General features: G+C 25.4%; 20 protein-coding genes. 19 read left to right on the forward strand and 1 reads right to left on the reverse strand.

What is annotated here, in order from left to right; all coding sequences use genetic code 11:
• Positions 1 to 150 precede the first annotated feature (150 nt).
• The 19 genes from Q5O44_RS03560 (at position 151) to Q5O44_RS03650 (ending at position 22005) form a co-directional block, all read left to right on the forward strand.
• Positions 151 to 1164 carry a glycosyltransferase gene (locus Q5O44_RS03560; protein ID WP_022167012.1) on the forward strand — a complete coding sequence of 338 codons (1014 nt, stop codon included), beginning with the start codon at positions 151 to 153 and terminating at the stop codon, positions 1162 to 1164.
• 1 nt (position 1165) lies between these two features.
• Positions 1166 to 1987 carry an ABC transporter permease gene (locus tag Q5O44_RS03565; protein WP_022167013.1) on the forward strand — a complete coding sequence of 274 codons (822 nt, stop codon included), beginning with the start codon at positions 1166 to 1168 and terminating at the stop codon, positions 1985 to 1987.
• Positions 1988 to 2000: 13 nt separating this feature from the next.
• Positions 2001 to 3278: an ABC transporter ATP-binding protein gene (locus Q5O44_RS03570; RefSeq protein WP_022167014.1), complete on the forward strand. Its 1278-nt coding sequence runs from the start codon at positions 2001 to 2003 to the stop codon at positions 3276 to 3278.
• On the forward strand, positions 3265 to 3606 hold the full coding sequence (locus Q5O44_RS03575; protein WP_022167015.1) for a polysaccharide biosynthesis protein: 342 nt from the start codon (positions 3265 to 3267) through the stop codon (positions 3604 to 3606). Before Q5O44_RS03570 ends, Q5O44_RS03575 begins: the two co-directional genes overlap by 14 nt.
• Positions 3588 to 4316: a polysaccharide pyruvyl transferase family protein gene (locus Q5O44_RS03580; RefSeq protein ID WP_022167016.1), complete on the forward strand. Its 729-nt coding sequence runs from the start codon at positions 3588 to 3590 to the stop codon at positions 4314 to 4316. Before Q5O44_RS03575 ends, Q5O44_RS03580 begins: the two co-directional genes overlap by 19 nt.
• Positions 4317 to 4496: 180 nt before the next feature.
• A complete protein-coding gene (locus Q5O44_RS03585) occupies positions 4497 to 8192 on the forward strand; it encodes an Ig-like domain-containing protein (RefSeq protein ID WP_022167017.1) in 3696 nt (1231 codons plus the stop codon).
• Between the two features lie 103 nt (positions 8193 to 8295).
• Entirely contained in the window at positions 8296 to 10338 is a 2043-nt protein-coding gene (locus Q5O44_RS03590; protein WP_022167018.1) for a right-handed parallel beta-helix repeat-containing protein, read from the forward strand.
• Between the two features lie 106 nt (positions 10339 to 10444).
• Entirely contained in the window at positions 10445 to 11317 is an 873-nt protein-coding gene (locus Q5O44_RS03595) for a phosphodiester glycosidase family protein (RefSeq protein ID WP_022167019.1), read from the forward strand.
• A gap of 137 nt (positions 11318 to 11454) precedes the next feature.
• Positions 11455 to 11691, forward strand: coding sequence for a hypothetical protein (locus Q5O44_RS03600; RefSeq protein WP_022167020.1), 237 nt, complete (start codon positions 11455 to 11457; stop codon positions 11689 to 11691).
• 115 nt (positions 11692 to 11806) lie between these two features.
• Positions 11807 to 13033, forward strand: a complete 1227-nt coding sequence (locus Q5O44_RS03605; protein WP_022167021.1) for a nucleotidyltransferase family protein — start codon at positions 11807 to 11809, stop codon at positions 13031 to 13033.
• Between the two features lie 193 nt (positions 13034 to 13226).
• Complete coding sequence (locus Q5O44_RS03610; protein ID WP_022167022.1) at positions 13227 to 13655, forward strand: GtrA family protein; 429 nt, start codon at positions 13227 to 13229, stop codon at positions 13653 to 13655.
• 25 nt (positions 13656 to 13680) lie between these two features.
• Positions 13681 to 14658 (forward strand): glycosyltransferase family 2 protein, encoded by a 978-nt coding sequence (locus Q5O44_RS03615; protein ID WP_022167023.1) that lies wholly within the window; start codon positions 13681 to 13683, stop codon positions 14656 to 14658.
• Complete coding sequence (locus tag Q5O44_RS03620) at positions 14633 to 17263, forward strand: YfhO family protein (protein WP_022167024.1); 2631 nt, start codon at positions 14633 to 14635, stop codon at positions 17261 to 17263. Before Q5O44_RS03615 ends, Q5O44_RS03620 begins: the two co-directional genes overlap by 26 nt.
• A gap of 302 nt (positions 17264 to 17565) precedes the next feature.
• Positions 17566 to 17697, forward strand: a complete 132-nt coding sequence (locus tag Q5O44_RS03625) for a hypothetical protein (protein WP_022167025.1) — start codon at positions 17566 to 17568, stop codon at positions 17695 to 17697.
• Between the two features lie 95 nt (positions 17698 to 17792).
• A complete protein-coding gene (locus Q5O44_RS03630) occupies positions 17793 to 19766 on the forward strand; it encodes an asparagine synthase-related protein (protein ID WP_022167026.1) in 1974 nt (657 codons plus the stop codon).
• A gap of 215 nt (positions 19767 to 19981) precedes the next feature.
• Complete coding sequence (locus tag Q5O44_RS03635; protein WP_022167027.1) at positions 19982 to 20920, forward strand: hypothetical protein; 939 nt, start codon at positions 19982 to 19984, stop codon at positions 20918 to 20920.
• Positions 20921 to 20935: 15 nt separating this feature from the next.
• Positions 20936 to 21265, forward strand: coding sequence for a lasso peptide biosynthesis PqqD family chaperone (locus Q5O44_RS03640; RefSeq protein ID WP_022167028.1), 330 nt, complete (start codon positions 20936 to 20938; stop codon positions 21263 to 21265).
• A complete protein-coding gene (locus Q5O44_RS03645; protein ID WP_022167029.1) occupies positions 21240 to 21695 on the forward strand; it encodes a lasso peptide biosynthesis B2 protein in 456 nt (151 codons plus the stop codon). Before Q5O44_RS03640 ends, Q5O44_RS03645 begins: the two co-directional genes overlap by 26 nt.
• 58 nt (positions 21696 to 21753) lie before the next feature.
• Positions 21754 to 22005, forward strand: coding sequence for a hypothetical protein (locus Q5O44_RS03650; protein ID WP_022167030.1), 252 nt, complete (start codon positions 21754 to 21756; stop codon positions 22003 to 22005).
• Between the two features lie 435 nt (positions 22006 to 22440).
• On the opposite strand, the gene Q5O44_RS03655 is transcribed toward Q5O44_RS03650, so the two are convergent.
• A complete protein-coding gene (locus Q5O44_RS03655; RefSeq protein WP_022167031.1) occupies positions 22441 to 23397 on the reverse strand; it encodes a hypothetical protein in 957 nt (318 codons plus the stop codon).
• Between the last annotated feature and the right edge of the window lie 72 nt (positions 23398 to 23469).

Below are 23469 nucleotides of genomic sequence, written 5' to 3' on the forward strand. Positions count from 1 at the left end.
ATAAATATTTAAAAAATAAAAAATTTGAAATATATATTTTTTCAATAAATCCAAGGATAATAATATACCTTAAAGATATACTTATTTGTATTAACAATATAAAAGATATATTAATATATAAAATTAAAGGTTTTATTAGAGGTAAAAAGTATGGATATTAGTATTTCTAAAGTAGAGCTGGCAATTTCGATAATAGTACCAGTATATAATGTTGAAAAGTATTTAAATCGGTGTTTAGATTCTATATTAAACCAAACCTTTACTGATTTTGAATTAATATTAGTTGATGATGGTTCTACGGATAATTCAGGAATTATATGTGATGAATATAAAACAAAAGATAACAGAATTAAAGTGATTCATAAAGAAAATGGAGGATTATCATCTGCAAGAAATGCAGGATTGGATATTGCTAGAGGTAGATATATAGGTTTTGTAGATAGTGATGATTTCATCAGTAAAGACATGTATCAAATACTTTATAATGAAGCTGAAAAAAATAAAGCTGACATGATTATGTGTGAATTTAAAAAAGTAGATAAAAATTATGAGGCAATAAATAATAATTTATATAAAAAATCAGATATTAAATTATTAAAAAAAGATGAAATATTAGAAGATATGTATAGTGATATGTATGATATTTATGTTGTATCATGGAATAAATTATATGATAAAGAGCTGTTTTTAAATTTAAGGTTTCCTTTAGGAAAAGTAAATGAAGATGAATTTTTAGCGCATGAATTAATTTATAGATCAAAAAAAATTATATTTGCAAATAAAATATTATATTATTACGTGCAAAGAGTTAACAGTATTATGTCTTCAAGCTTTAATGAAAAAAGATTGGATATATTAGATGCCTATATTAATAGAATTAATTTTTCAAAAAGAGTTGGATGTAGAAAATTGAGGATACAAACAGAATACTATTTTATAAATAGATTTTTTAGATATTTTTTTATAGCTAAGTATCAATTTAAATTTAGTGATAAAAAAATGAGAAAATTAAAAAAGCTATTTGTTTGTAATTTACCATATTTTTTATGCAATCCTAATTATATATATAAAGAAAAAATATTGTGGATAATTTTTATAGTAAGTAGTGGATTATATGAAAAAATAAATAATAAATTTTATACACAGATTTGTAGGAGGATTTAATGTGGAACAAGTAACAATAATAACAAGTAAGCCTACTAAAAAAGATAAATTTAAAGAACTTATGAAATTCAGAAGTCTTATAACATTTTTATCATGGAAAGATATAATTGTAAGGTACAAGCAGACTGTTTTAGGTATATTATGGGCAATAATTCAGCCAATAGTTTCCATGATAGTTATGACCTTTATTTTTGGTGGAGTTGCTAATATGCCATCAGAAAAAGGTGTGCCATATGCAGTTATGGTTTATTCTGCATTATTATGCTGGAACTTTTTTAGTAGTGCATTTTCAAGTACGTCAAATAGTCTTGTAAGCAATTCTAATTTATTAAAGAAAGTTTACTTCCCAAGATTAGCATTACCTATATCATCTGTAGTAACTGCTTTTGTAGATTTTGCAATTTCATTTTGTGTTTTAATAGTTATAATGATTGGGTATAGATATATGCCATCTATAAGAATATTAGCCCTTCCGTTATTTATTATATTAACATTTCTTTTAGCATTAGGATTTGGACTTTTTTTTGCGACCTTAAATGTAAAATATAGGGATATAAGGTATATAGTACCTGTAATACTTCAGTTTGGAATGTATTTATCACCAGTTGCTTATTCTAGTAATACTATTCCTGAAAAATATCAATTATTATATTCATTTAACCCTTTAGTTGGAGTAATTGAAGGATTTAGATGGTGTATATTACAAAACAAAGAGCTTAATTTATTTGCGGTGGGAATATCAATAATTTTTGCAATTGTAGGGTTACTATTAGGAATAAAGTTTTTCGGCAAATTTGAAGATACATTTGCGGATTTAATATAATTTGGAGGCAGTTATGAGTGATGAAGTTATAAAGGTAAAGAATATAAGTAAGAAGTTTAAAATATTAACTCATGAAGAGAGAAAGGATACATTTGCAGCTGTTTTATTAGATTCTATAAAAGGTGGCTTTGGAAAAAGGAAAAAAGATATAGACGAGTTTTGGGCATTAAAAAATATTAGTTTTACAGTAAATAGGGGAGACAGAATAGGAATTATAGGGCATAATGGTGCAGGAAAATCTACATTATTGAAAGTATTTTCAAGAATTATACCTCCAACAGAAGGAGAAATAGAAATTAAGGGAAGAGTATCTTCTTTATTGGAAGTTGGGACAGGCTTTAATATGGAACTTACAGGAAGAGAAAATGTATATTTAAATGGTTCTATACTTGGTATGTCAAGGGAAGAAATAGATAGGAAATTTAATGATATAGTAGAGTTTTCTGAAGTAGGAGAATTTATTGATACTCCAGTAAAAAGATATTCCAGTGGTATGTTTGTTAAACTAGCTTTTGCTGTTTCGGCGAATCTTGATCCTGATATATTAATTGTAGATGAAGTATTGGCAGTTGGAGATATGAAATTCCAAGAAAAATGCTTAGGTAAAATGAGTGATGTTGCCAGTGATGGAAGGACTGTTGTATATGTAAGTCATAGTATGAGAACAATTCAACAGTTATGTAATAGAGTAATAGTTTTAGATCATGGACAAATTATTTACGATGGAAATGTTGATGAAGGCGTAAAAATTTATATGGATAATACAAAAGAAATGGAATTAGTGAATAATTTAGAAGACATAAAAAGAAGTAAGGGTGATGGTTGCAATGAATATGCAAAGATGCTTTCTCTTGAAATATTAGATAAGGAAGAATGTAAATATAAAAAAGATGAACCTTTAAAATTTAGTGTAAAATGGAAGGCTAATAAAGATATTGAAAATATGTGTATGAGGGTAGTAATTTTATATTCAGATAGTACTCCAGCAGGAATGATGACAACAAAAGGACATATATGTGGTAAAAAGGATGAAGTAGTATTAACAGATTTTCAATGTGATATTTCATCATTAGCTCCTGGTAAGTATATTGGAAAATTAGTTTTTTATAAAGTAAATGAATATGGGACATTTGAACATATCGATGTAGTACCTAATGCATTTAGCTTTGAAAGAATACAAGATAAAGATGAAAGCAATAACATGGAATGGCAACATAGATGGTGGGGACATTCTAATTTACCAGAAATTAAAGTATTATCACAAGAGAATGATTTAGATGAATGTAGTTAATAAACTTAAGCCAAGCCATATAAAAGCATTTATAAAAAGTAAGCAATATAAATATTCATTGGATAAGCAATATAAGATATATAAAAATAAAAAGAAATTTGTACTTATAGGAACTCCAGAACATGGAAATTTAGGAGATCATGCTATTACAATTGCACAATATAGTATATTAAAAGAGAACTTTAATGAATATGATTTTGTAGAGTTAACTTTAAATGAATATTTTGAGAAAATTGAGTTTATTAAAAAATATATAGATAAAGAAGATGTAATAATCATTAATGGTGGGGGAATTTTGGAAATCAGTATTTGTTTGATGAAAATATAAGAAGAGATGCCATAGAAAGATTTCCTAATAATAAAATAATTTTATTTCCACAAACAATTTATTTTACAAAAGATGATAAAGGGAATAAAGAATTAGAATTATCTAAAAAAATTTATAATAATCATAAAAATCTCATTTTAGTTGCTAGGGAAAAAGTTTCATATGAATTAATGAGAAAAGACTTTAACAAATGTAAAATAATAATTACACCAGATATTGTGTTATATTTAAATGAATGTGCTAATAGGATAAATAGAAGTGGAGCTTTGTTTTGCTTAAGAAGCGATTTGGAAAGTAAAATTAACTATGATAATAAACAATGTATTTTGCAGATGTTAAAGTCAGAATACAAGGAGATTAATGTAACTGACACCGGAATAGATAAATTTATTAAGAAAGAAGAGAGAAAACAGTTCTTTTATGAAAAGTTAGATGAATTTAAAGAGGCTGAGTTAGTAATAACAGATAGAATTCATGGAATGATATTTGCAGCGATAACTGGAACACCATGTATTGCTCTTAGCAATTATAACTATAAAGCAAAAGGCACATACGAATGGATTAAAGGATTAAATTATATAAAATTTACAGATGATATTGAAAAAATACCAGAGCTTATAGATGAATTAAAAAAATTAAATAATATTACTTACGATAATTCTGATTTAATGAAATATTATAATAAGATTATTAAATGTATAGCTGAATAATTGTGTATAAGAGTTAATTTATATTTATCCATGAGATACGTATATTTAAGTAGAATAAAAAAAGTACTTAATTATTTTTATTAAGTACTTTTTTTTAACCAAATATAAATATTTTAATATTATGTAATAAAGGGAAAATATACTCTTTTTACAGTAAGATAAAATATGGGGGAATTAATCATGGCATCTGTATTAGAAGTTGGATTATATGATTACTCTAATGAGGCCTTTAATTATGTTGGTAATTGGGGGGACTTTACTAAAGGCACAGAAAAGATGACTTATTCAGAAACAGCAGGAAATTATGTTGAATTTACTTTTAGTGGAACAGGTTTTAAGTGGTATACTCATATAAATGCTTGGCGTGGCTATGCAAAAATTTATATTGATGATATTGAAAAAGCTAAAGTGGATTTATATTCAAAGGATGAAATTAATAATGTTATGATATATTCATCAGATAAAATGGAAAATACTAATCATAAGGTAAAAATTATTGTAGCTGGGGAAAAAAATTCATTGTCAGTTTCTTATAAAGTAGTAATTTATAAAATAGAAATATTAAAAGAAGAAATTGTTTACTATTCTGAAATGATAGAGGAAAAGGAAGCGGAGTTAACAGAAAAAGAAGAACTATTATTAAGTATTACAGGAAAAATGGAAGAGATTCAAAATCAAATAGAGCAATTTAAAAATCAAATAAAGCAATTTCAAAATCAAATAGAGCAATTACAAAATGAAATAGAAAAATTAAAAGCACTACAAGGTGAAGAAATCGTGGAAGTTACAGATTTACAAGTGGATGATGAAAATATAATTTTATATAAAGCAGAAACTCATCAATTAACATGGACAGTTATACCAGAGAATGCTACAGATAAAACTGTTAAGTTTGAAAGTGGAAACACAGGATTTGTAACAGTTACTGATACTGGGTTATTAACTTATGTTAATGAAGGCGAAACTAATATAAATTTAACAACTAGTAATAATATAACAAAATCTGTAAGAGTTATATGTAAGGAAACAAATGAAGAAAATCCAGATGAAAACAATAATATTTTTCAAGAAGATAATGATAATACAGACTATTCAAAAGCTGTAGAATCAGAAAATTTGTATGATGAAGGTATTATTATTGCAAATGAAGCAGAAGTATTAGAAATAGGTGATATGATTAAAATAATAGCTCATGTATTGCCATACAGTGTTTATAATACAAATCCTTACGTATTAAAATCAAGTGATGAAAGTATAGTTAAGGTTAAAGGCGGTAAAGTTATTGAAGCAGTTTCAGTAGGAAAAGCAGTAATAACAGCGTACACTACAGATGGAAAATATAAAAATTCAGTAGAATATAATGTTATAAATAAGACTGAAAAAACAATAGATATTTCTAAGATTTATAGTTTAGAACTTGATAAATTTGAAATTGTAGCAGATGTAAGTACTAAAGAGCAAGCTATTAAAAATTCAGATGGAATAAAATCAGCATTATATTATGCTGTAAATAATGGATATGAAAAAATAGTATTTCCATCAAATTTAACTATATATATAGAACCAAGTGAAACTATATATATGGAAAGTAATTTAATTGTTGATTTAAATAATTGTATTATAAAATTAAGACCTAATAACTATGAACGATATTCTGCATTTTATTTTGGACAAGGAAATGGATTAAATTTAGTGGATAATAACTTCTTTAATTTTTCAGATGCTAAATATGTAGATGATTTTGATCCATTTAATAATATTACAGCAAAAAATCCAATGTATTATAAGATTTTTGATTTTACAAGCAATAATACAATTACTCAATATTCTAAAAAAATACAAATATATTCAAAATCAAATAAATTTAATAAATTATTTGATTCACTTCATTATGGCGATTCTATTAACTTTTCTTTTAGACAATTAAGATATGGAAATTACTCAATGAATATTCAATTACAATATTATAAAGATGATACTTTGATATTAGAAGAAGATTCTAAATCAGTATCAAATTCATGGACATTTTCAACTCCTTCGTTTACTTTTAATTTAAGAAATACAGTAGATTATAATAATATTCAATTTAAATTTGTTTTTACAAAATCGGCAAATTCTACAGATAGTAGTTATAGTATTTATTATAATAATATTACTTTAAATTGGATTACTAAATCTATATTAAATAATTGTAAATTATGTAATGGAACAATTTATGGAGAAAGAGATGAAAAATCTAATGTATATCCTAATTGGTATAATATAGGCTCTACTGAAGGTGGATGCAGTATCATATTTTATGAAGGAACTAATAATGGAATAGAGAATTTAACAGTTAAAAAATCAATAGGATTTAATATGTCTAGTGGAAAAGGCGATAATTCTTATGGAGTAACAGCGTATTCACAAACACCAATAACTTATAAAGTAATGGAACTAGGAACATTAGATGATAAAGGTGAAAATTTAAGTAACAGTAATTATATTAGAACTTCAGAGTTTATTGATATATCAAAGATAAAGACATCTTATTATGATATTGGATATCCATTAGGATATCATGGCTATCCTTATGTAAATTCTAGAATATATGATGTATGTTTTTATGATATTAATAAAAAATTTATAAGAAGAGATAGAGGATTATTAAGATTTAGGCAATATAGCAAACCTGAAAATGCTTACTATGCTAAATTTGTATTTTATAATAATTATGTTCCTACTAGTGGAAATAGTGATTTTAATGGAGCTTTTGCCTTTGTAGAAAATTTTGCCCATCCTATTAAAAATTATATTAGAAATTGTGTTATAGAAGATAACTATTCTTGTGGATTTGCAGCTTGCGGAGGACAAAAGTGGAGAATAGAAAATAACACATGGAGAAGAAATGCAGGAAGAATGCCAGGATGTGATATAGATTGGGAAGATGGATGGGAATATATGCAGGATGATTTAATTGAAGGAAATTCTTTTGAATCATATAACACATGTATACTTTGTGCAGGTGCTGGACAAGTATTTTATAATAATAAATTTAATGGTATAGCAACGGTATATGGAAGGAGTCAATATTGGTCATTTATAGAAAATATAATTGAAGATATAGTTGGAATAACTAGTGGAAATGGTGCTAAATTATCATTAGGATCATCAACAGATTGTTATTTAGAAAATAATATTTATAATAAATCATCTATTGCATGGGGACCAAACCATGGAGTCAGCCAGTCAAGTTATGATTTATATGTAAAAAACGAAAAATTTACTGATAGTAATATATTAAATAGTAATATAAGAAGTATAAGATATTCTTATTTTAAAGGAAGTAACTTTTCGTTATATGCTACAAAAGTAATTAAGTGTAATCTAGAAAATGGAATGGTATCAACAAATTCTAATTTTAACAATTGTAATCTTAATGCTATAACTATAAGACCTTCAAAAGATAGCCAGGTAATATTTGAAAAATGCAATTTAATTAATTGCTATATAGAACCAATGTATCAATGCAAAGACGTATTAATTAAAGACAGTATAATAACTAGAGAAAAAGCAGGAAGTATAATAGCGCCAAGTAGTAATAGTACAGGTGGGGTAGAAGTTACGGATTCTAATTTTATTTTTGAAAAAATAGATGATTATCACTATATAGTTGGAGGATGGAATGCAGCAGGTTGTAGTGCAGTATATACTTTTAATAACTGTAAAATGACTTTATATGATGGATTTAAAGGATATTTAATTAAATGTTCATGGTATGCAGATGGAGCAACTACTACTCATGTAACTTTGAATTTTAATAATACAGATGTTTCTAAATTTGAAAAAACCGACGCAAAGGGATTAAAGAGTAACATTATTTTTAATATAAATTAGATAAAGAAAGTGCTGGTTATTCCAGCACTTTTTTTATATGTGTATTAGGAAAATATTATAAGGGAATAATTACTAATAAATTAAAATTAAATGTGAGGGTGTTATGAAAAAGATATTTAGTTTAGTTATTAGTATATTTCTAATAACATTTATTCATTTAAATACTATAAAATTATCAGCAGAAACGCTTAAAAATTATGGTGTAGATATTCAAAAGTTTAATATTAATAACAATGGATTAAATCCTATAGAAACTTCAAAGGGAATAAATGATGCTTTAAATTATGCAGCAAAAAATAAATATGATAAAATTACTTTTCCAAAAGGTGAATATTGTATAAGTGAAGAAAATCCAATAACTATGGTAAGTAATTTAATTGTTGATTTAAATGGGGCTACTTTTAAGATTAATGATAATGGATTACAGCATTATACAGTTATAGATTTTTCTAATTGTAGTAATTCTCAGCTTATTAATGGAATAATATTAGGAGATAGGGAAACTCATGATTATAAAACCATAGAAGGATCTCATGAATGGACTTGTGGTATAGTCTTTAATAATTGTGATAATTGTATATTAGATAATGTAACAATAAGTTCCTTTCCAGGGTATGGTATATCCTCTTCCTTAGGTGAAAATTTATCAGATTTAATAATAGGGGTAACAAAAGAGAATTTATCTATTGGAAATATAAATGATAAAGGAAAGTTAAATAATAAGAAAGGAACCATAAGAACTATTGATCCTCTAAATATAAGTAATGTAGGTGGAGAATTTGAATTAGGTTACAACAAGGGATACATGGGATATCCATATATGCAAAGTAAGGAATATTTATCATATTTTTATGATGAAAATATGAAGTTTATTTCTAAAGTAGATAATTGCAAACAATATAAAAAAGTATTGATTCCAGATAATGCTAAGTATGTGCATTTTGTATTTAAACAAGATTATGTTCCGGAAAGAGGAGATACAGATTTTAATGGTACAACAGTATTTTTAACTAATTATAGTAGTCCTAATAATATTACAATAAAAAATTGTTTAATTGAAAAAAATAAATCATTAGGTATGGGCATTTGTGGAGGATACAATTGGAATATAGAGAATAATATGTTTAAGGAGAATGGTGGAGGAGCGCCAGGATATGCAATAGATTTAGAAGATGGATGGGAATACATGGACAGCTTTTTATTTAAAAATAATAAGTTTATAGGTAATAACAATGATATTGTAAGTTGTGCAGGTGATAATATTATATTTGAAAATAACAGTTTTACTAGTACAGTTTATATGTGGGGAAGAACTACAAATTATAAATTTTTAAATAATTCTTTTTCAAATATAGCCATGAATATTAATTATGAGTATTCAACTGATACTGAATGTAGCGGCAATACCTATAATAATTGTAGAATAGCAATTACATCAAAAAATAAGGATGCTGAATTTAATATAAATAATGAAAATATTATTGATACACATGTAAATACTATGCCTGAAAATGTTAGTATTATTGATTCAAAGATAACAGCAGATAATATAGATAATATTAGAATATATGGTAACTTTAAAGATTGCCATATAAGTAAAGTTACTGGTTCATTAGTTAATTTTAGAGGTGAAAAGTGCAAAATTAATAATTCTAATATATATATCCAAGAAGAGGTAAACTTTAAAGAAAGTAATATAGAAGATACAAATATTGCTTCTTTTACCACAACAGAAAAAATAACCTTAGATAATAACCAATTAAAAAATACAAAAATATCATTAAGTACATGGGGATGTCCTACAGAAGTATTATTAAAGAATAATACTATAAGTATAGATAAGGATTCATTGCTTCATCTCTCAGCAGGCGTAACTAAAGAGGTGATTCTAGATAATAATACAATAGAAAATAACAGTAATAAATCACTAATAAATCTTTTTGATACTTCATATACAAAGGCAAAAGGAAAATTAATTTTGAAAAATAATACTATTAATCAAGGAAATAGCGATTATATTTTTGATGGAGTTAAGATAGAAAGCGGAGAATTTGATTTTATATATAATAATAACCATATTAATGGTGCAAAATTAATAAATCCAATATATAAGCAGATGAAATGTTTTAATGTTCAAGAAAAATAATAGTAATTATAGAAAGAGTTGGTAATCATACTTACTCTTTTTTATTTACTTAAAAACTAAAATATGTTAATATATGTATTAAAAGTAAAAAATAGGGGTATGAGGTGTGAGAAGTAAAGTATGGAAAAGAATGAGTGAAATTTTATTGGTATTAATATTTATATCAATATTTATATTATTAGAATTAAGAATAATACAAAAGCCATATAAGTGGATAGTATTTGATGTAACAAGAAATAAGTATACAACTTATGATAAAGATAACGATAGTATAATTTATGAAACAGATGAAATGAAAATTCAATTAGAGCATATAGTAAAGGAAGAGCCTAATTTGAATATGTGGATAGCTACTATAAAGGTAAGTGATTCTTCACAGATAAAATCAGCCTTTGCAGGAGGAGAATTTTCACAAGATGTAAAGAAAAGAACTTCTGTTATAGCAAAAGATAATGATGCTGTTTTAGCTATAGATGGTGCAGCAGTTGGATTTAATACTAATGGAAGAGTTATTAGAGATGGGGTTATTTATAGGGATTCTGATCTTGATTGTGCTCCACTGATTATTAAAGAAAATGGAGATTTAGAAGTCTTTGAATATGGAGAAAAGACTGCTGAAGAAATTCTAGATTTAGGTGGAATTCAAACTTATGATTTCGGACCAACCCTTATTAAAGATAATGAAATAATAGATAATTACGGTGAATGGTATAGAACCACTAAAGATCCACATACAGTTATTGGACAAAAGGGGCCATTAGAATATGTAGTATTAGTTGCAGATGGAAGAAGTAAAAAATCAGATGGAATAAGCTTATATGATGCTGCAGTAGAATTACAAAATAGGGGATGCTACATTGGCTATAATTTAGACGGTGGAGGATCTACTACATTATATTTTAATGGTGAAGTTTTAAATAATCCTTCAGATATAACTGGAGAAAGAAGAATTTCTGATATACTGTATTTTACTAATTAAAACTTATGTAACACTATTGCAAACAAATAATTACATATTTGCAAATTAATAAAAAGATGATAAAATACCTATATAGTAAATTTAAAAATTATAAACAAAAGATGGTAAATTAGTAAAAGTTAAAGGGGAAGAAAATTATGAAAAAGAGATGGAAAAATCCTAATGTTATAGCATTAGGTGTAGAAAATACTTATGATATAGAAAATTGCTCAATAGCACCACCATTTCCAAGTCAAGATGGAAAACAACCTACAAGAATTAAATGTGGACATTGTAAAAAAGTTTTTGAATCTGTAAATGACTTTAATGCACATGTTTTAGCACATTATGATGCAGGTATTACTAAAGATCATGCAATATATTTATATTCTTAAAAGCTTTATGTGATAAATATTATATATTTATCACATTTTTTTTTTGCAAATTAGTTATTATAAATTGGAATTATTGTGTTAAAATGGTACATATAATTATTTATGGAGGGTATTAATGAATACAACAGAAAAGCAATTTATAGATTTGTTATCCAATTCAATAAGAAATGAAGTTTGTAAAAAGAAATATGATAATGTAGATTGGAATGAGTTAATAAATTTATCTAGAAAACATAAAATTGAAGGATTGATATATTCTGCTTTAAATAAAGCTGAATTATTAGAAAATATAGATGAAGATAAGGTAAAAGACTTAAAAAAGGAAGTTTTTTTTACTGGGGTTACACAAATTTCAAATATGAGTAAGTTAGAAAAAGTTTTTAATGAATTTTCTAAAGAAAATGTGCCTGTTATAGTATTAAAGGGGTTAGTAGTTAGAGAGTATTATCCTCAGCCAGAGCAGAGAAGTATGAGTGATGCTGATATATTTGTAAAAGCAAAAGATATAAATAAATCTAAAAAAATATTAATAGATCTGGGATATACAGAAATAGATGCAGAAGCATCTCATCATATTAAATATATTAAAAGTGGATATCCAATGATTGAATTACATTGGCATGTTATGAAGCGAGATGGATTTAGTGATGAGTTAGATTTATTTGAGGATGATATATGGGATAGAACTATAGAAGTTAAGGTAAAAGGAGCTAAAGTATTATCACTAGGGTATGAAGATTTAGCCCTTCATTTATGTATGCATATGGCTGCACATTTGGCAGCAAGTGGATTTGGAGTAAGACAAATTGCAGATTTAGTTTTATTAGTTGAAAAAAAAGGTCACTTAATTGATTGGACATTATTTATAAATAAGGCTGAAGAGTTTGGTTTTAAAAAGTTCATTATAATTATGTTTAAGATATGTAATATATTATTTAGTATGGATATACCAAAAGAAATGGCTGTATATAAAATTGATGATGAAGAAATGTTTGAAAGTCTTATAAGTACCATTTTTGATGGTGGTGTATATGGAAAAAAAGATATGGCAAGCAATTTTGCTAATCAAGTAGCTTTTAATTATAAAGGTAAAGATTCTAATGCAACTATAGGGGCTATAAGAAGATATTTTAGATTTATATTTCCTAGTATTGAAACTATGTCTGATAAATACAGTTATGCTAGAAAGATAAGAATATTAACTCCAATAGCGTGGATACATCATTTATTTTCAGGAATATTTAGAAAAGAATATAATTTTACAGATAAAATTAGATTCCTAACTAAAGGAGCTAAAGAATCTGTAGAAAAAAATAAAATTCTTAGTTGGATGGAATTATAAAAGCTTAAATGGCTAATGTTGATAAACATTAGCCACTTTTTTGTCTAAAGAGTAAAATTAGAAACTATTAAAAATATGGGTTAAAATGTAAAAAATGCAATGAAAAAAGTTTATTATATTTGTTTTAATTATTAAGAGACAGTGATAAAATAAATATATGGTAATAAATGGATAAGAAAGGCAAGGATAAGCTATGCAGCTTGAAAAAGGTATTAAATTAAAAAGTATAATTATAAAAAATAAGGAGTATATACTATATCTTATTTTTGGAATATTAACTACACTTGTAAACTTCTTCATATATTATTTATTTACATATATTTTAAAAGTAAATTATTTGATAAGTAATTGTTTAGCATGGCTTTCGGCTGTAATATTTGCTTTTGTTACTAATAAAACCATAGTATTTAATAATTATAATATAAGTTTAAAAATTATAGTAAAAGAATTTGTTAAATTTATTAACTGTAGATTAATATCTGGATTTATTGAAGTAATAGGTTTATTTATAATAGTTGATAAATTAAATATTATGGACATGCTAGCTAAAGTTTTAATAGGAGTAATAGTTATAATCTTAAATTATATTTTTAGTAAGACATTTGTATTTAATAATAACTAGATGAAATATTTTGGAGGTTAAATTCATGGAATGTATAAGTACAGTAGTACCTTGTTATAATGAGGAATCAGTATTAGAAAGCTTTTACAATGAAATATCTAAAGTAGCCTCTGAAATGAAAAATGTTAAATTTGAGTTTTTGTTCATAGATGATGGTTCTAAAGATGAAACATTAAATATAATAAAGAAGTTTAAATCATTTGATAGCAGGGTTTCATATATATCATTTTCAAAAAATTTTGGCAAAGAAGCAGCTATTTATGCAGGGTTAGAAAATGCAGTAGGTGAATATGTAGTTATTATAGATGCAGATTTACAACATCCACCAAGGCTTATTAAGGATATGTATTATGGCATAGCTATTGAAGGCTATGATAGTGTTGCTGCATATAGAAAAAATAGAAAAGGTGAAGGTGTTTTAAGAACATTTTTTTCTAAAAAATTTTTTAAAGTAGCCAGTAGATTAACTCATTTAGAGTTTAGGCAAGGTGAAGAAGACTACAGAATGATGAATAGAAAATTTGTTAAATCTGTACTTTCAATTAAAGAGAAAAATAGATTTTCAAAAGGAATATTCCAATGGGTAGGATTTAAAGTTAAATGGATAGAGCATGAAAATATAAATAGAATTGCAGGAACTAGTAAATGGTCAATAATTAAGTTGTTTATTTATTCACTAGATGGAATAATGAGTTTTTCAACTATTCCACTTATAGTTTTATCTATATCAGGGAGTATATTGATTATTGTTTCTTTAATTATTTTAATTGGAATGTTAATTAATAAGTTTATTGTAGGAGAAGATATATCAAATATTGTTTATATAACTATGCTTATGATTTTTTTTAGTGGCATACAATTAGTATCAAGTGGAGTACTTGGAGCATATTTGGCTAAGGGATATTTAGAAGTTAAAGAAAGACCTTTATATATAGTTGATGAAAAAGATTTAATAGAAAATAAGGATATTGAGGATAATGAGGAATTTAAAATTAAGAATTAAAGAAAATTATATATATCTATTATCGTTTATATTAACAATAGCTTTAATGATGACTATTTATATAGTATTGAAAATTTTCCCCTTTGGAAATAGAGAAATTGTTACTAGTGATATGTATTTACAATATGTAAGCTTCTTTGGAAAGTTAAAGGATATTTTGTCAGGAGATGCATCATTAACATATTCGTTTAGTAAAAGTATAGGGGGAAATAGTGTTGGGCTATTTGCTTATTATATGGCAAGTCCATTTAATTTAATATTAGCACTTTTTCCAAAGAAGTTTATTGGAGAAGTAATTTTAATAATTACTCTATTAAAACTTGGTTTTAGTGGATTAACTTGTTCATTATATTTAAGTAAAACTTATAAAAAACATGATTTATCAGTAGTGATTTTTTCCTTATGCTATGCGTTTATGGCATATAATATTAACTTTCAATTAAATATAATGTGGCTTGATGGAGTATTATTATTACCGTTGATAATGCTAGGAATAGATAAACTTATAAATGAAAATAAATATGGATTATATATTATCACATTATTTTTTGCTATATTCTCAAATTATTATATAGGATATATGATTTGTATTTTTTCAGTTTTATATTTCATATATAAAACCATATTAAATAATAAGTTAAATGTAAGAAAAATAGGATTATTTATTAGCTCATCTTTAATAGCTGGAATGCTATCAGCTGTATTAATAGTACCTACATTACTTTCATTAAGATCTGGGAAAGCTGAGTTTAAGTTATTTGAAGCTTTACCTGAAATAATACTTAAGCCATATGAATTTATAGCAAAGTTATTTATAGGAAATTATAGTTTGAGGCAGATTATTGGAGGAAATCCTAACATTTATTGTGGGGTAATAATAACAATATTAGTTTTGTTATATTTTATGGATAAGAATATTAAAATGAAAGAAAAAATATGTTCATTAGTATTTTTAATTATTTTAATAGCTAGTTTTTCAGTTAACACTTTAAACATATTGTGGCATGGATTTGATGAACCAGTAGGATTTGAAAATAGATTTTCATTTTTATTTTCCTTTTTAGCTATAGTATTAGCATATAAAGAATATGTAAATAGAAAATTTATTTCTAATATAAAGATTTTAATCATATTATCCTTAGGATTAGTATGTACAGCTTGGATAGCAACTATAAATTATGAAGGACTTACTACTAAAAAAATAATATTATCTTTTATATTTTTAACAATATATTGTATATTATTAAAATTAAATACTAATTCAAGAATTAATAAAAAAGTAGTAGTGAGTTTAATATCTTTAATTGTTATAGGTGAACTAATGATAAATGCATATAGCTGTTTAACACTACAATCATATGCACCAAGAAAATATATATATAATTATATTGAGGACTTACAACCTATAGTTAATGAGTTAAAAAGTACTATGAATAATTTTTATAGGATTGAAGAAGTGTTTGTTAATACTTATGATGATTCAATGTTATTAAATTATTATGGTATTCAACATTCAAGTTCCTCAAATGATGTTAATACTAAGGAATTTATGACTAATATGGGATTTAAAACAGCTCCAAGTTATGAAGGGTATAATCGTGGTGGAATGATTCCTGTAGATTCAATTTTAGCTATTAAATATCAAATAGCTAGTACTGATCCAGATTCATTTTCATCATATGGATATAATGAAAACCCTTATTATGAAAAAGTAATGGAAAATGAAAAATATATTGTTTACGAAAATCCATTTGCTTTACCAATAGCTTTTATGGTTAATGACAAAGTGAAGGATGTAGATATGACTGAAGAAAATAAATTTAATTTAAGTAATACAATATTAAACTCAATGGTTGAAGAGAATTATCAAATTTATAATAGACTAGAAATAGTAAATATTGAGTTAGATAATGTAACTGAAACAAAACTTGAAGATGAAACAAATTATGAAAAAGTTGATAAAGAAAAAGAAGCAAGTATTGTATATACTGTGAAATCAAATGATAGTAATCCTGTTTATATGTTTTTGAAGTCACAGTTATATGAAGATAAAGTCACTAATTATAATCAAGTTATAGTAAAAGTAGAAGGTCAAAATGAATTTCCACAGTTTGATAGTAGTGCTTATAATATTGAATATATTGGGAATTATCAAGCTGGAGAGGAAATAAAAATTAAAGTTGAAATAAAAAGAGATTCTTGTAATGTTAAGGATGCATTGTTTTATTCTTGTAATATGGATAATTTTACAAAAATATATAATAATTTATCAAAAAATATAATTCAGAATACTGAATATAGAGATGGATATATAAAAGGTAATATTACTGTTAATGAAGAAAAAACTTTATTATATACATCAATACCATATGATGAAGGTTGGAAAATTAAAGTAGATGGACAAGATGTAGAATATATTAAACTACTTGATGGATTAATTGCAGTTCAGTTAAATGAAGGTAATCATGTTATAGAGTTTAAATATAAGACTCCAGGATTAACAGCAGGAATAAGTATATCAATAGTAACTTTTATTATAGTAATTATAAGGGAAGTTTTTAAAAAATATAGATTTACAAAAAATAATTCATTAAAAATTAGTTAGTAGTAGGGCTATCCCTATTATTATATATACTTTATACAACAAGGAGGAGAAAGTAATGAAAAGATGGAAAAAGCCATAATTATTTAATTTAGGAGTAAGTTCAACAGAAAAAAGTGCTAACCATGAAAATGCAGTTGATGCTACAACTTATGATTCGCAAGGAAATTATTGGGAAAGCAGAAGCTAAGAACTGTAGATGAATCTTTTAAATATACTTATGAATAATTAATACTAAAAATATTGGTAGATATAATTAACACTTAAGTTATTTATATAAATTCATAAAATTGGAGGGATTCATTATGAAACAATGGGAAAATCCAGAAATCAAAGAATTAGGCGTAGAATCTACTGAAAAAAGTTCAACACATATCAATAGAGTAGATGCTACAACTTATGATTCAGATGGAAACTACTGGGATAGTAGAAGCTAATTGTAATCATTAGCAAAAGAGAAATCTAAGGGAAAGGAAAATCCTTCCTTTGGATTTCTTTCTTTATATATTAATAATTATAGGGGGATGTGAAAATGAGTGGTGCTATAGGTGGAGTAATAGATTTTAATAATTTAAAAATTAGTGAAAAAATAAGTGAAAATATGATTAAAGCCTTAAAAAAGTATAAGATAGATAAAGTTAATAGCATTAATAGAAAAAATTCTTTAATGGTATGTGGTCAGATTATCATTACTGAAGAAAATATTAATGAAGTACTTCCATATTATAAAGAAGATACAAACTTGTTTATAACAGCAGATGCAATTTTAGATAATAGGAAAGAGTTATTTAAAGAATTTAATATTATAGGGGAAAAGCAAAAAATAACTACTGATAGTGAACTAATTTTAATGACTTACGAAAAGTATGGAGAAGAATGTCCTAAGTATTTATTAGGGGATTTTGCTTTTGTTATATTTGATGAAAAAAAAGAAAAGGTATTTTGTGCTAGAGATCATATGGGGGGAAGGACACTATATTACAATTTTCAAAAGGGTAGATTTATTTTTGGAACACTTACTAGTTTGATTTTTCCATTACTACATAATAAGGAGTTAAATGAAAGATGGATTACTGATTTTTTAGCATTGTTTGGACCTATGCATAACTCAGAAGCTACTGAAACTATATATAAGGAAATATATCAATTAGAACCAGCACATTATATGGTTATTACTAAAAATAATATAGTAAAAAATAAATATTGGAATCCATTAAAAGATGTAAAACCATTAAAGCTAAAAAATCATGATGAATATGTAAAAAGATTTTTAGAAATATTTGAAGAAGCAGTAAAATGTAGATTAAGGACAGTAGGACAAGTTGGAATAATGGTAAGTGGTGGATTAGATTCAGGCTCTATTGCAGCAATAGCTTCAAAAGAACTTAAAAAAGAAGAAAAAGTTTTAAAGGGATATAGTTTTTTACCTATTGAAAGTTATAGTAATAAAATTGTAAATCATAGAATTGCAGATGAAAGTGAATATGTTAATATTTTAAAAAATTATTGTGGTAATTTGGATATTACCTATTGTAGAAATGATAATATAAATTCATTAACTAATATAGATGAATTAATAGGTATATTTGAACAGCCTATTAAAACTTTAGAAAATTCATATTGGGTAACTGGAATGGCTAAACAAAGTTCTGAAGATGGAGTTAAGGTTTTATTAATAGGACAAAATGGTAATGTAAGTATTTCTTTTGGTGACTTTTTTATTCATATGCAAACGTTAATTAGACAACTTAAATTTGGAGAAGTTATTAGTGAGGTTAATGCTGCAAATAAAAGATACGGAAAACCTAAAAAAGCTATTTATTCAACAATTATAAGTAATGCAATACCATATAAAATAAAAAAAATAAGGCATAGAAAAGAAGATACAATTGAAAATAAATTTGAAGATAGTGTTATTAAACTTGATTTAATTAAAAAGTATAATGTAGAAGAAAGATTTGATAAAAAGGGATATAATTCAGTAATTACCAAAGTAGGCACTTTAAAGGAAACAAGAAAAAGTATTTTAGATGAAGCTACCTTAGCACACATTGGAATTATGGAGACAAAAGATTCTTTGGCTTATGGAATAATAAAAAGGGATCCAAGTAAAGATAAAAGAATTATGGAGTTTTGTTTAAGTATTCCAAGCGAAGCATATGTACATGAAGGTGAAGAGAGATATTTAATAAGAAGTTCTATGGTAGGAATTCTTCCTGAAGAAATAAGAACAAATTGGAGAAATAGGGGTATTCAGAGTGCAGATTGGGTAGAGAGGTTATTACCGGATTGGGATAAAACTAAAAATCAAGTGAAAGAAGCATTAATGGATAATGAAGTGAAAAAATATGTAGATATAGAAAAGGTAGAAGGTTTGTTAGAGAAATATGATGATATATCTAATTGCCAAAATAGAAATGAAGTTAAATTAATATTAATTCCTCTTGTATTTTATAAATTTATAAAACAATATAGAGAAATGTTAAATTTTCAATATGACATATAAGATTTAATGCTAAATATAGTTATATTTTTTAAATAATGATAAAAAATAATATAAATAGAATAATTTGTAGCAATTTGTAAAACGATTTTTAAGGAAAATAATATTAAATATAGTAAAATATATATAGTGAATAAAAGTTATTGCATAAATAAAATTATTTAATTGTGTAGTAACTTTTTTATTTTAATTTTTATCATTAAAAATGGAGAAATAGTATGAGTTTCGAAAAAAGCGAATTTTATTATAAAGTATACGGTTTAGATGTTAAATCAGAAATAAAAATAGATGAGTTTGTACCAACTGAAAATAGTAATTATGAAAATGCAGTAAGTATTAAGTATTCTATTATGTCAGAAGATATAAAAGAAAGTATAAAGAATAATAAAAAAGCTAATTTTTCTAAAGAAGAAGTTTGGTTTTATATAGATAATGTGGCTACTTATAGAGTTACTAATGGTAATTTAATCGAATTTGAACCTTGTGAAAACGCAGATCCGTATCTTTTAAGGGTATTTTTAATGTGTAGCTGTTTAGGATTCATAATGATACAAAGAGATATTGTGGCCATCCATGGAGGAACTATTGTTATTGATAATAAAGCTATTATTTTGACAGGTAACAGAGGGGCAGGAAAATCAACTCTTACAACTGGTTTAAGATTAAAAGGATATCCATTTATATCAGATGATGTGGCTGCTATAGAAATTAAAGATAATATTCCAATGGTTAAGCATGGCTTCCCTTATCAAAAGTTATGTAGTAGTGCAATGGATAAACTAGGATATGATAAAGAAAAGTACTTTTCATTTATGAGTGATACTGAAATTAAATATTTAGTAAATGCTCATGATGATTTTATATATGAAGATACTAGACTTTTTGCTTTATGTGAATTATCTGTAGGTGATGTTGAAGAAGTTCAAATTGAAGAAATAAAAGGTAGCGAAAAGTTAAATAAGCTTATAGCTAATAGATATAGAGTGGAATTTGTACAAGCTATGGGAGGTATATCACCAATTGCTTTTAAAATTTTATTACAAATTGCAAAAAATATTAAATTTTATAAAATTATCAGACCAAATGGTCAATTTACTGTAGATAAACAAATAGAATTGTTAGAAGAAAAAATTAAGATTTTGCAAAGTATAAATTAAAAAGGAGTGAATGATATGTTAGATTTTAAGAAGTTTTCTGGAAAAGTTGGAGATATAAAAAAAGATTACGGAGTAAATATTAATTCTGTAATTACTAAAAATCAAGAAATTGATGATACAGACCTTGATGGAGAAAAGGTTATGATGAACCTTGATAAAGGTCAATACTTTATGATGAATGAAGTAGGAAGTAGAATTTGGGAACTTATTGAAGGAAATACTCCTATAGTAAACATAATAGAAACTTTAACTAATGAATATGATGTAGATGAAGAAACTTGTGAAAATACCGTAATGGAGTTTTTAGGAAGATTAAAAAATGCAGACCTTATTAAAGTTGTTTAGAAAAATTAAAACATTTTTTAAAATAAAAAATCAGGATAAATTAGCCTTTATAAAGGCATTTATATATATGGGATACTTTAGGGCTTTCATATTATTTATTCCATTTAATAAATTACGAAAGCGTATGGGTAAAGTTAAGGTAGAATCGCCTCAGAATGTAGATGATGAATGCTATAAAAAGGCTGTAAGAATAGCTAGGATAGTAGGAATAGTATCGTATCATACACCATGGGAAAGTAAATGTTTAGTACAAGCATTAACTGCTCAAAAGATGTTAAAGGAGCAAGGGATATCTACAACCCTTTATTTAGGTGTAAAGAAGGAGAATAATCAAATGGTAGCTCATGCTTGGACAAGATGTGGAAATTATTTTGTAACAGGCGGAAGCAATCGACATGGTTATGCTGTAGTTGCCAAATTTGCTAGTTAGTATCTGTGACTTATAGTCTTAAGATAAATAAATAATTAACTTAAAAGATGAAAAGAAAATGAAAAAAGAATGGATAAAACCAGAAATAAAGGATTTAAATCTTGAAAATACTTATGAGGATGGATTAATTGATTGTCCAAACGAGAATGATGATACTAGCATTTTTAGCTGTCCACCATTCGGTAATGGAAACAGTGATGGAAACGATAAAGGAAATAAAAAGTGTAATTTCCCAAGATGTAATCATAAAGTAAAGGGGAATGGCTATAGATGCAAGTGTCATCTGAACTCTGAAATATCACAATCTTAGGAAATATAAAAGTAGCTGTTGTGTAATAGTTAAAACCATTATTAAGGCTATTATATGTAAGCCAACTGGTATAACAGAAACAGTTTCTTAATGTAAAGGGATATGAGTAGTTAATTCATATCCCTTTAATTATTTAAGTTTAAAATATTATAATACCATTATTGTAGCCATTGGTGTCCAACGGAAAAGCAACGTGAAAAATATATTAAAATGATTTATAGACCTATAGTTGCTACATATTAGGAATAACTATTAATAAGAAGATAATATATTATAAAAAGAGGCTGTATGGAAAGTTATTTCCATACAGCCTCTTTTTATAATGGATTTATTCAAGTGAAGTGATTTTTGCATTAACAGAAATCACTTATTTTAAAATATGTAATTACAAAATAAGAAAAATATAGTAAAATATTACTATTAGAATGGGGTTGACTAGTTATAATCAACATTAACTACTTCGTCAAATTGATGAGTAACTCCAGATATATTACAACTTCCTGTTATTTTTATTTGCTTAATTTCGTTAGTGAATTGAAGAAAGAAATCATATTTTGGTTGGTCAACGGTAATACAAGTTACTTGATTCGCTATTCCTTTATAAGAAACAGTTACTTTAATATTTACATCTGTTGCTGAATCAGGTAATCTAGTATATATTATGTTATTATGATCATTTGTTTTACTTAAAGTTAATATATCTTTAACAACAAAAAAATTGCTTTCATTAAATTTCCATGTATTTCCAGTATTTTCAGTATTTTCGTTAGAATTTGAATCGTTACTTGAATTATCACTAAAATCCGGAGAAACAGTTGTATTATAGTTATCTAAGTTTGTTTCTGTAGCTATGTTAGAAATTTCGTCATATTCAAGATTTACATAATTTTCTAAGTCGGCTACTGCATTATTTGCTTTTTCAAGTTCATTATTTAATCTTAAAATTTCGTTTTGTAAAGTAGTTAAGTCATTGTCTTTAGCTTGCAGTTGAGTTTGTAAACTTTCTTTTTCGGTAGTTAATTGCTCAATTTGAGCTTGTAAATTTTCTTTCTCAGTAGTTAATTGATGAATAATTTCTTCATCATGATGGATTATAGAATCTGAAGTATTTTTGTTATCTTCAAGTTCCTTATTTAGGTCTGTAATTTTATGTTCTATATTTACTTTTTTATCATTTAATAATTTAATATCTGCATCATATTTCAGTATAGTATCATTAAGCTTTCTTAACACAGCATCTCTATCATTAGAAATTAATATAATTTTTTCTTTCATAAGATTTACTTTTGACTTTATATTTTCAATTGCAGGTTCACCTGTAAAACATAATATTCCTATGGCTACCGTAATTGATCCAAATGTTAAAATCATATTTCTTAAAAATTTATTCATAAAAATATTCTCCTTAAATTTATTATCTGTATTTAAAATCAAATATGAATCATATTAGCATAATATATATTA

This window comes from Clostridium sp. CAG:221, assembly GCA_000435835.1.
Lineage (GTDB): Bacteria > Bacillota > Clostridia > Clostridiales > Clostridiaceae > Clostridium.

Coding starts and splice junctions, on each gene's coding strand:
- Q5O44_RS03560 (WP_022167012.1), top strand. CDS start 151: ATGGATATTAGTATTTCTAAAGTAGAGCTGGCAATTTCGATAATAGTA.
- Q5O44_RS03570 (WP_022167014.1), top strand. CDS start 2,001: ATGAGTGATGAAGTTATAAAGGTAAAGAATATAAGTAAGAAGTTTAAA.
- Q5O44_RS03575 (WP_022167015.1), top strand. CDS start 3,265: ATGAATGTAGTTAATAAACTTAAGCCAAGCCATATAAAAGCATTTATA.
- Q5O44_RS03585 (WP_022167017.1), top strand. CDS start 4,497: ATGGCATCTGTATTAGAAGTTGGATTATATGATTACTCTAATGAGGCC.
- Q5O44_RS03590 (WP_022167018.1), top strand. CDS start 8,296: ATGAAAAAGATATTTAGTTTAGTTATTAGTATATTTCTAATAACATTT.
- Q5O44_RS03600 (WP_022167020.1), top strand. CDS start 11,455: ATGAAAAAGAGATGGAAAAATCCTAATGTTATAGCATTAGGTGTAGAA.
- Q5O44_RS03605 (WP_022167021.1), top strand. CDS start 11,807: ATGAATACAACAGAAAAGCAATTTATAGATTTGTTATCCAATTCAATA.
- Q5O44_RS03610 (WP_022167022.1), top strand. CDS start 13,227: ATGCAGCTTGAAAAAGGTATTAAATTAAAAAGTATAATTATAAAAAAT.
- Q5O44_RS03615 (WP_022167023.1), top strand. CDS start 13,681: ATGGAATGTATAAGTACAGTAGTACCTTGTTATAATGAGGAATCAGTA.
- Q5O44_RS03620 (WP_022167024.1), top strand. CDS start 14,633: ATGAGGAATTTAAAATTAAGAATTAAAGAAAATTATATATATCTATTA.
- Q5O44_RS03625 (WP_022167025.1), top strand. CDS start 17,566: ATGAAACAATGGGAAAATCCAGAAATCAAAGAATTAGGCGTAGAATCT.
- Q5O44_RS03630 (WP_022167026.1), top strand. CDS start 17,793: ATGAGTGGTGCTATAGGTGGAGTAATAGATTTTAATAATTTAAAAATT.
- Q5O44_RS03635 (WP_022167027.1), top strand. CDS start 19,982: ATGAGTTTCGAAAAAAGCGAATTTTATTATAAAGTATACGGTTTAGAT.
- Q5O44_RS03640 (WP_022167028.1), top strand. CDS start 20,936: ATGTTAGATTTTAAGAAGTTTTCTGGAAAAGTTGGAGATATAAAAAAA.
- Q5O44_RS03645 (WP_022167029.1), top strand. CDS start 21,240: ATGCAGACCTTATTAAAGTTGTTTAGAAAAATTAAAACATTTTTTAAA.
- Q5O44_RS03650 (WP_022167030.1), top strand. CDS start 21,754: ATGAAAAAAGAATGGATAAAACCAGAAATAAAGGATTTAAATCTTGAA.
- Q5O44_RS03655 (WP_022167031.1), bottom strand. CDS start 23,397: ATGAATAAATTTTTAAGAAATATGATTTTAACATTTGGATCAATTACG.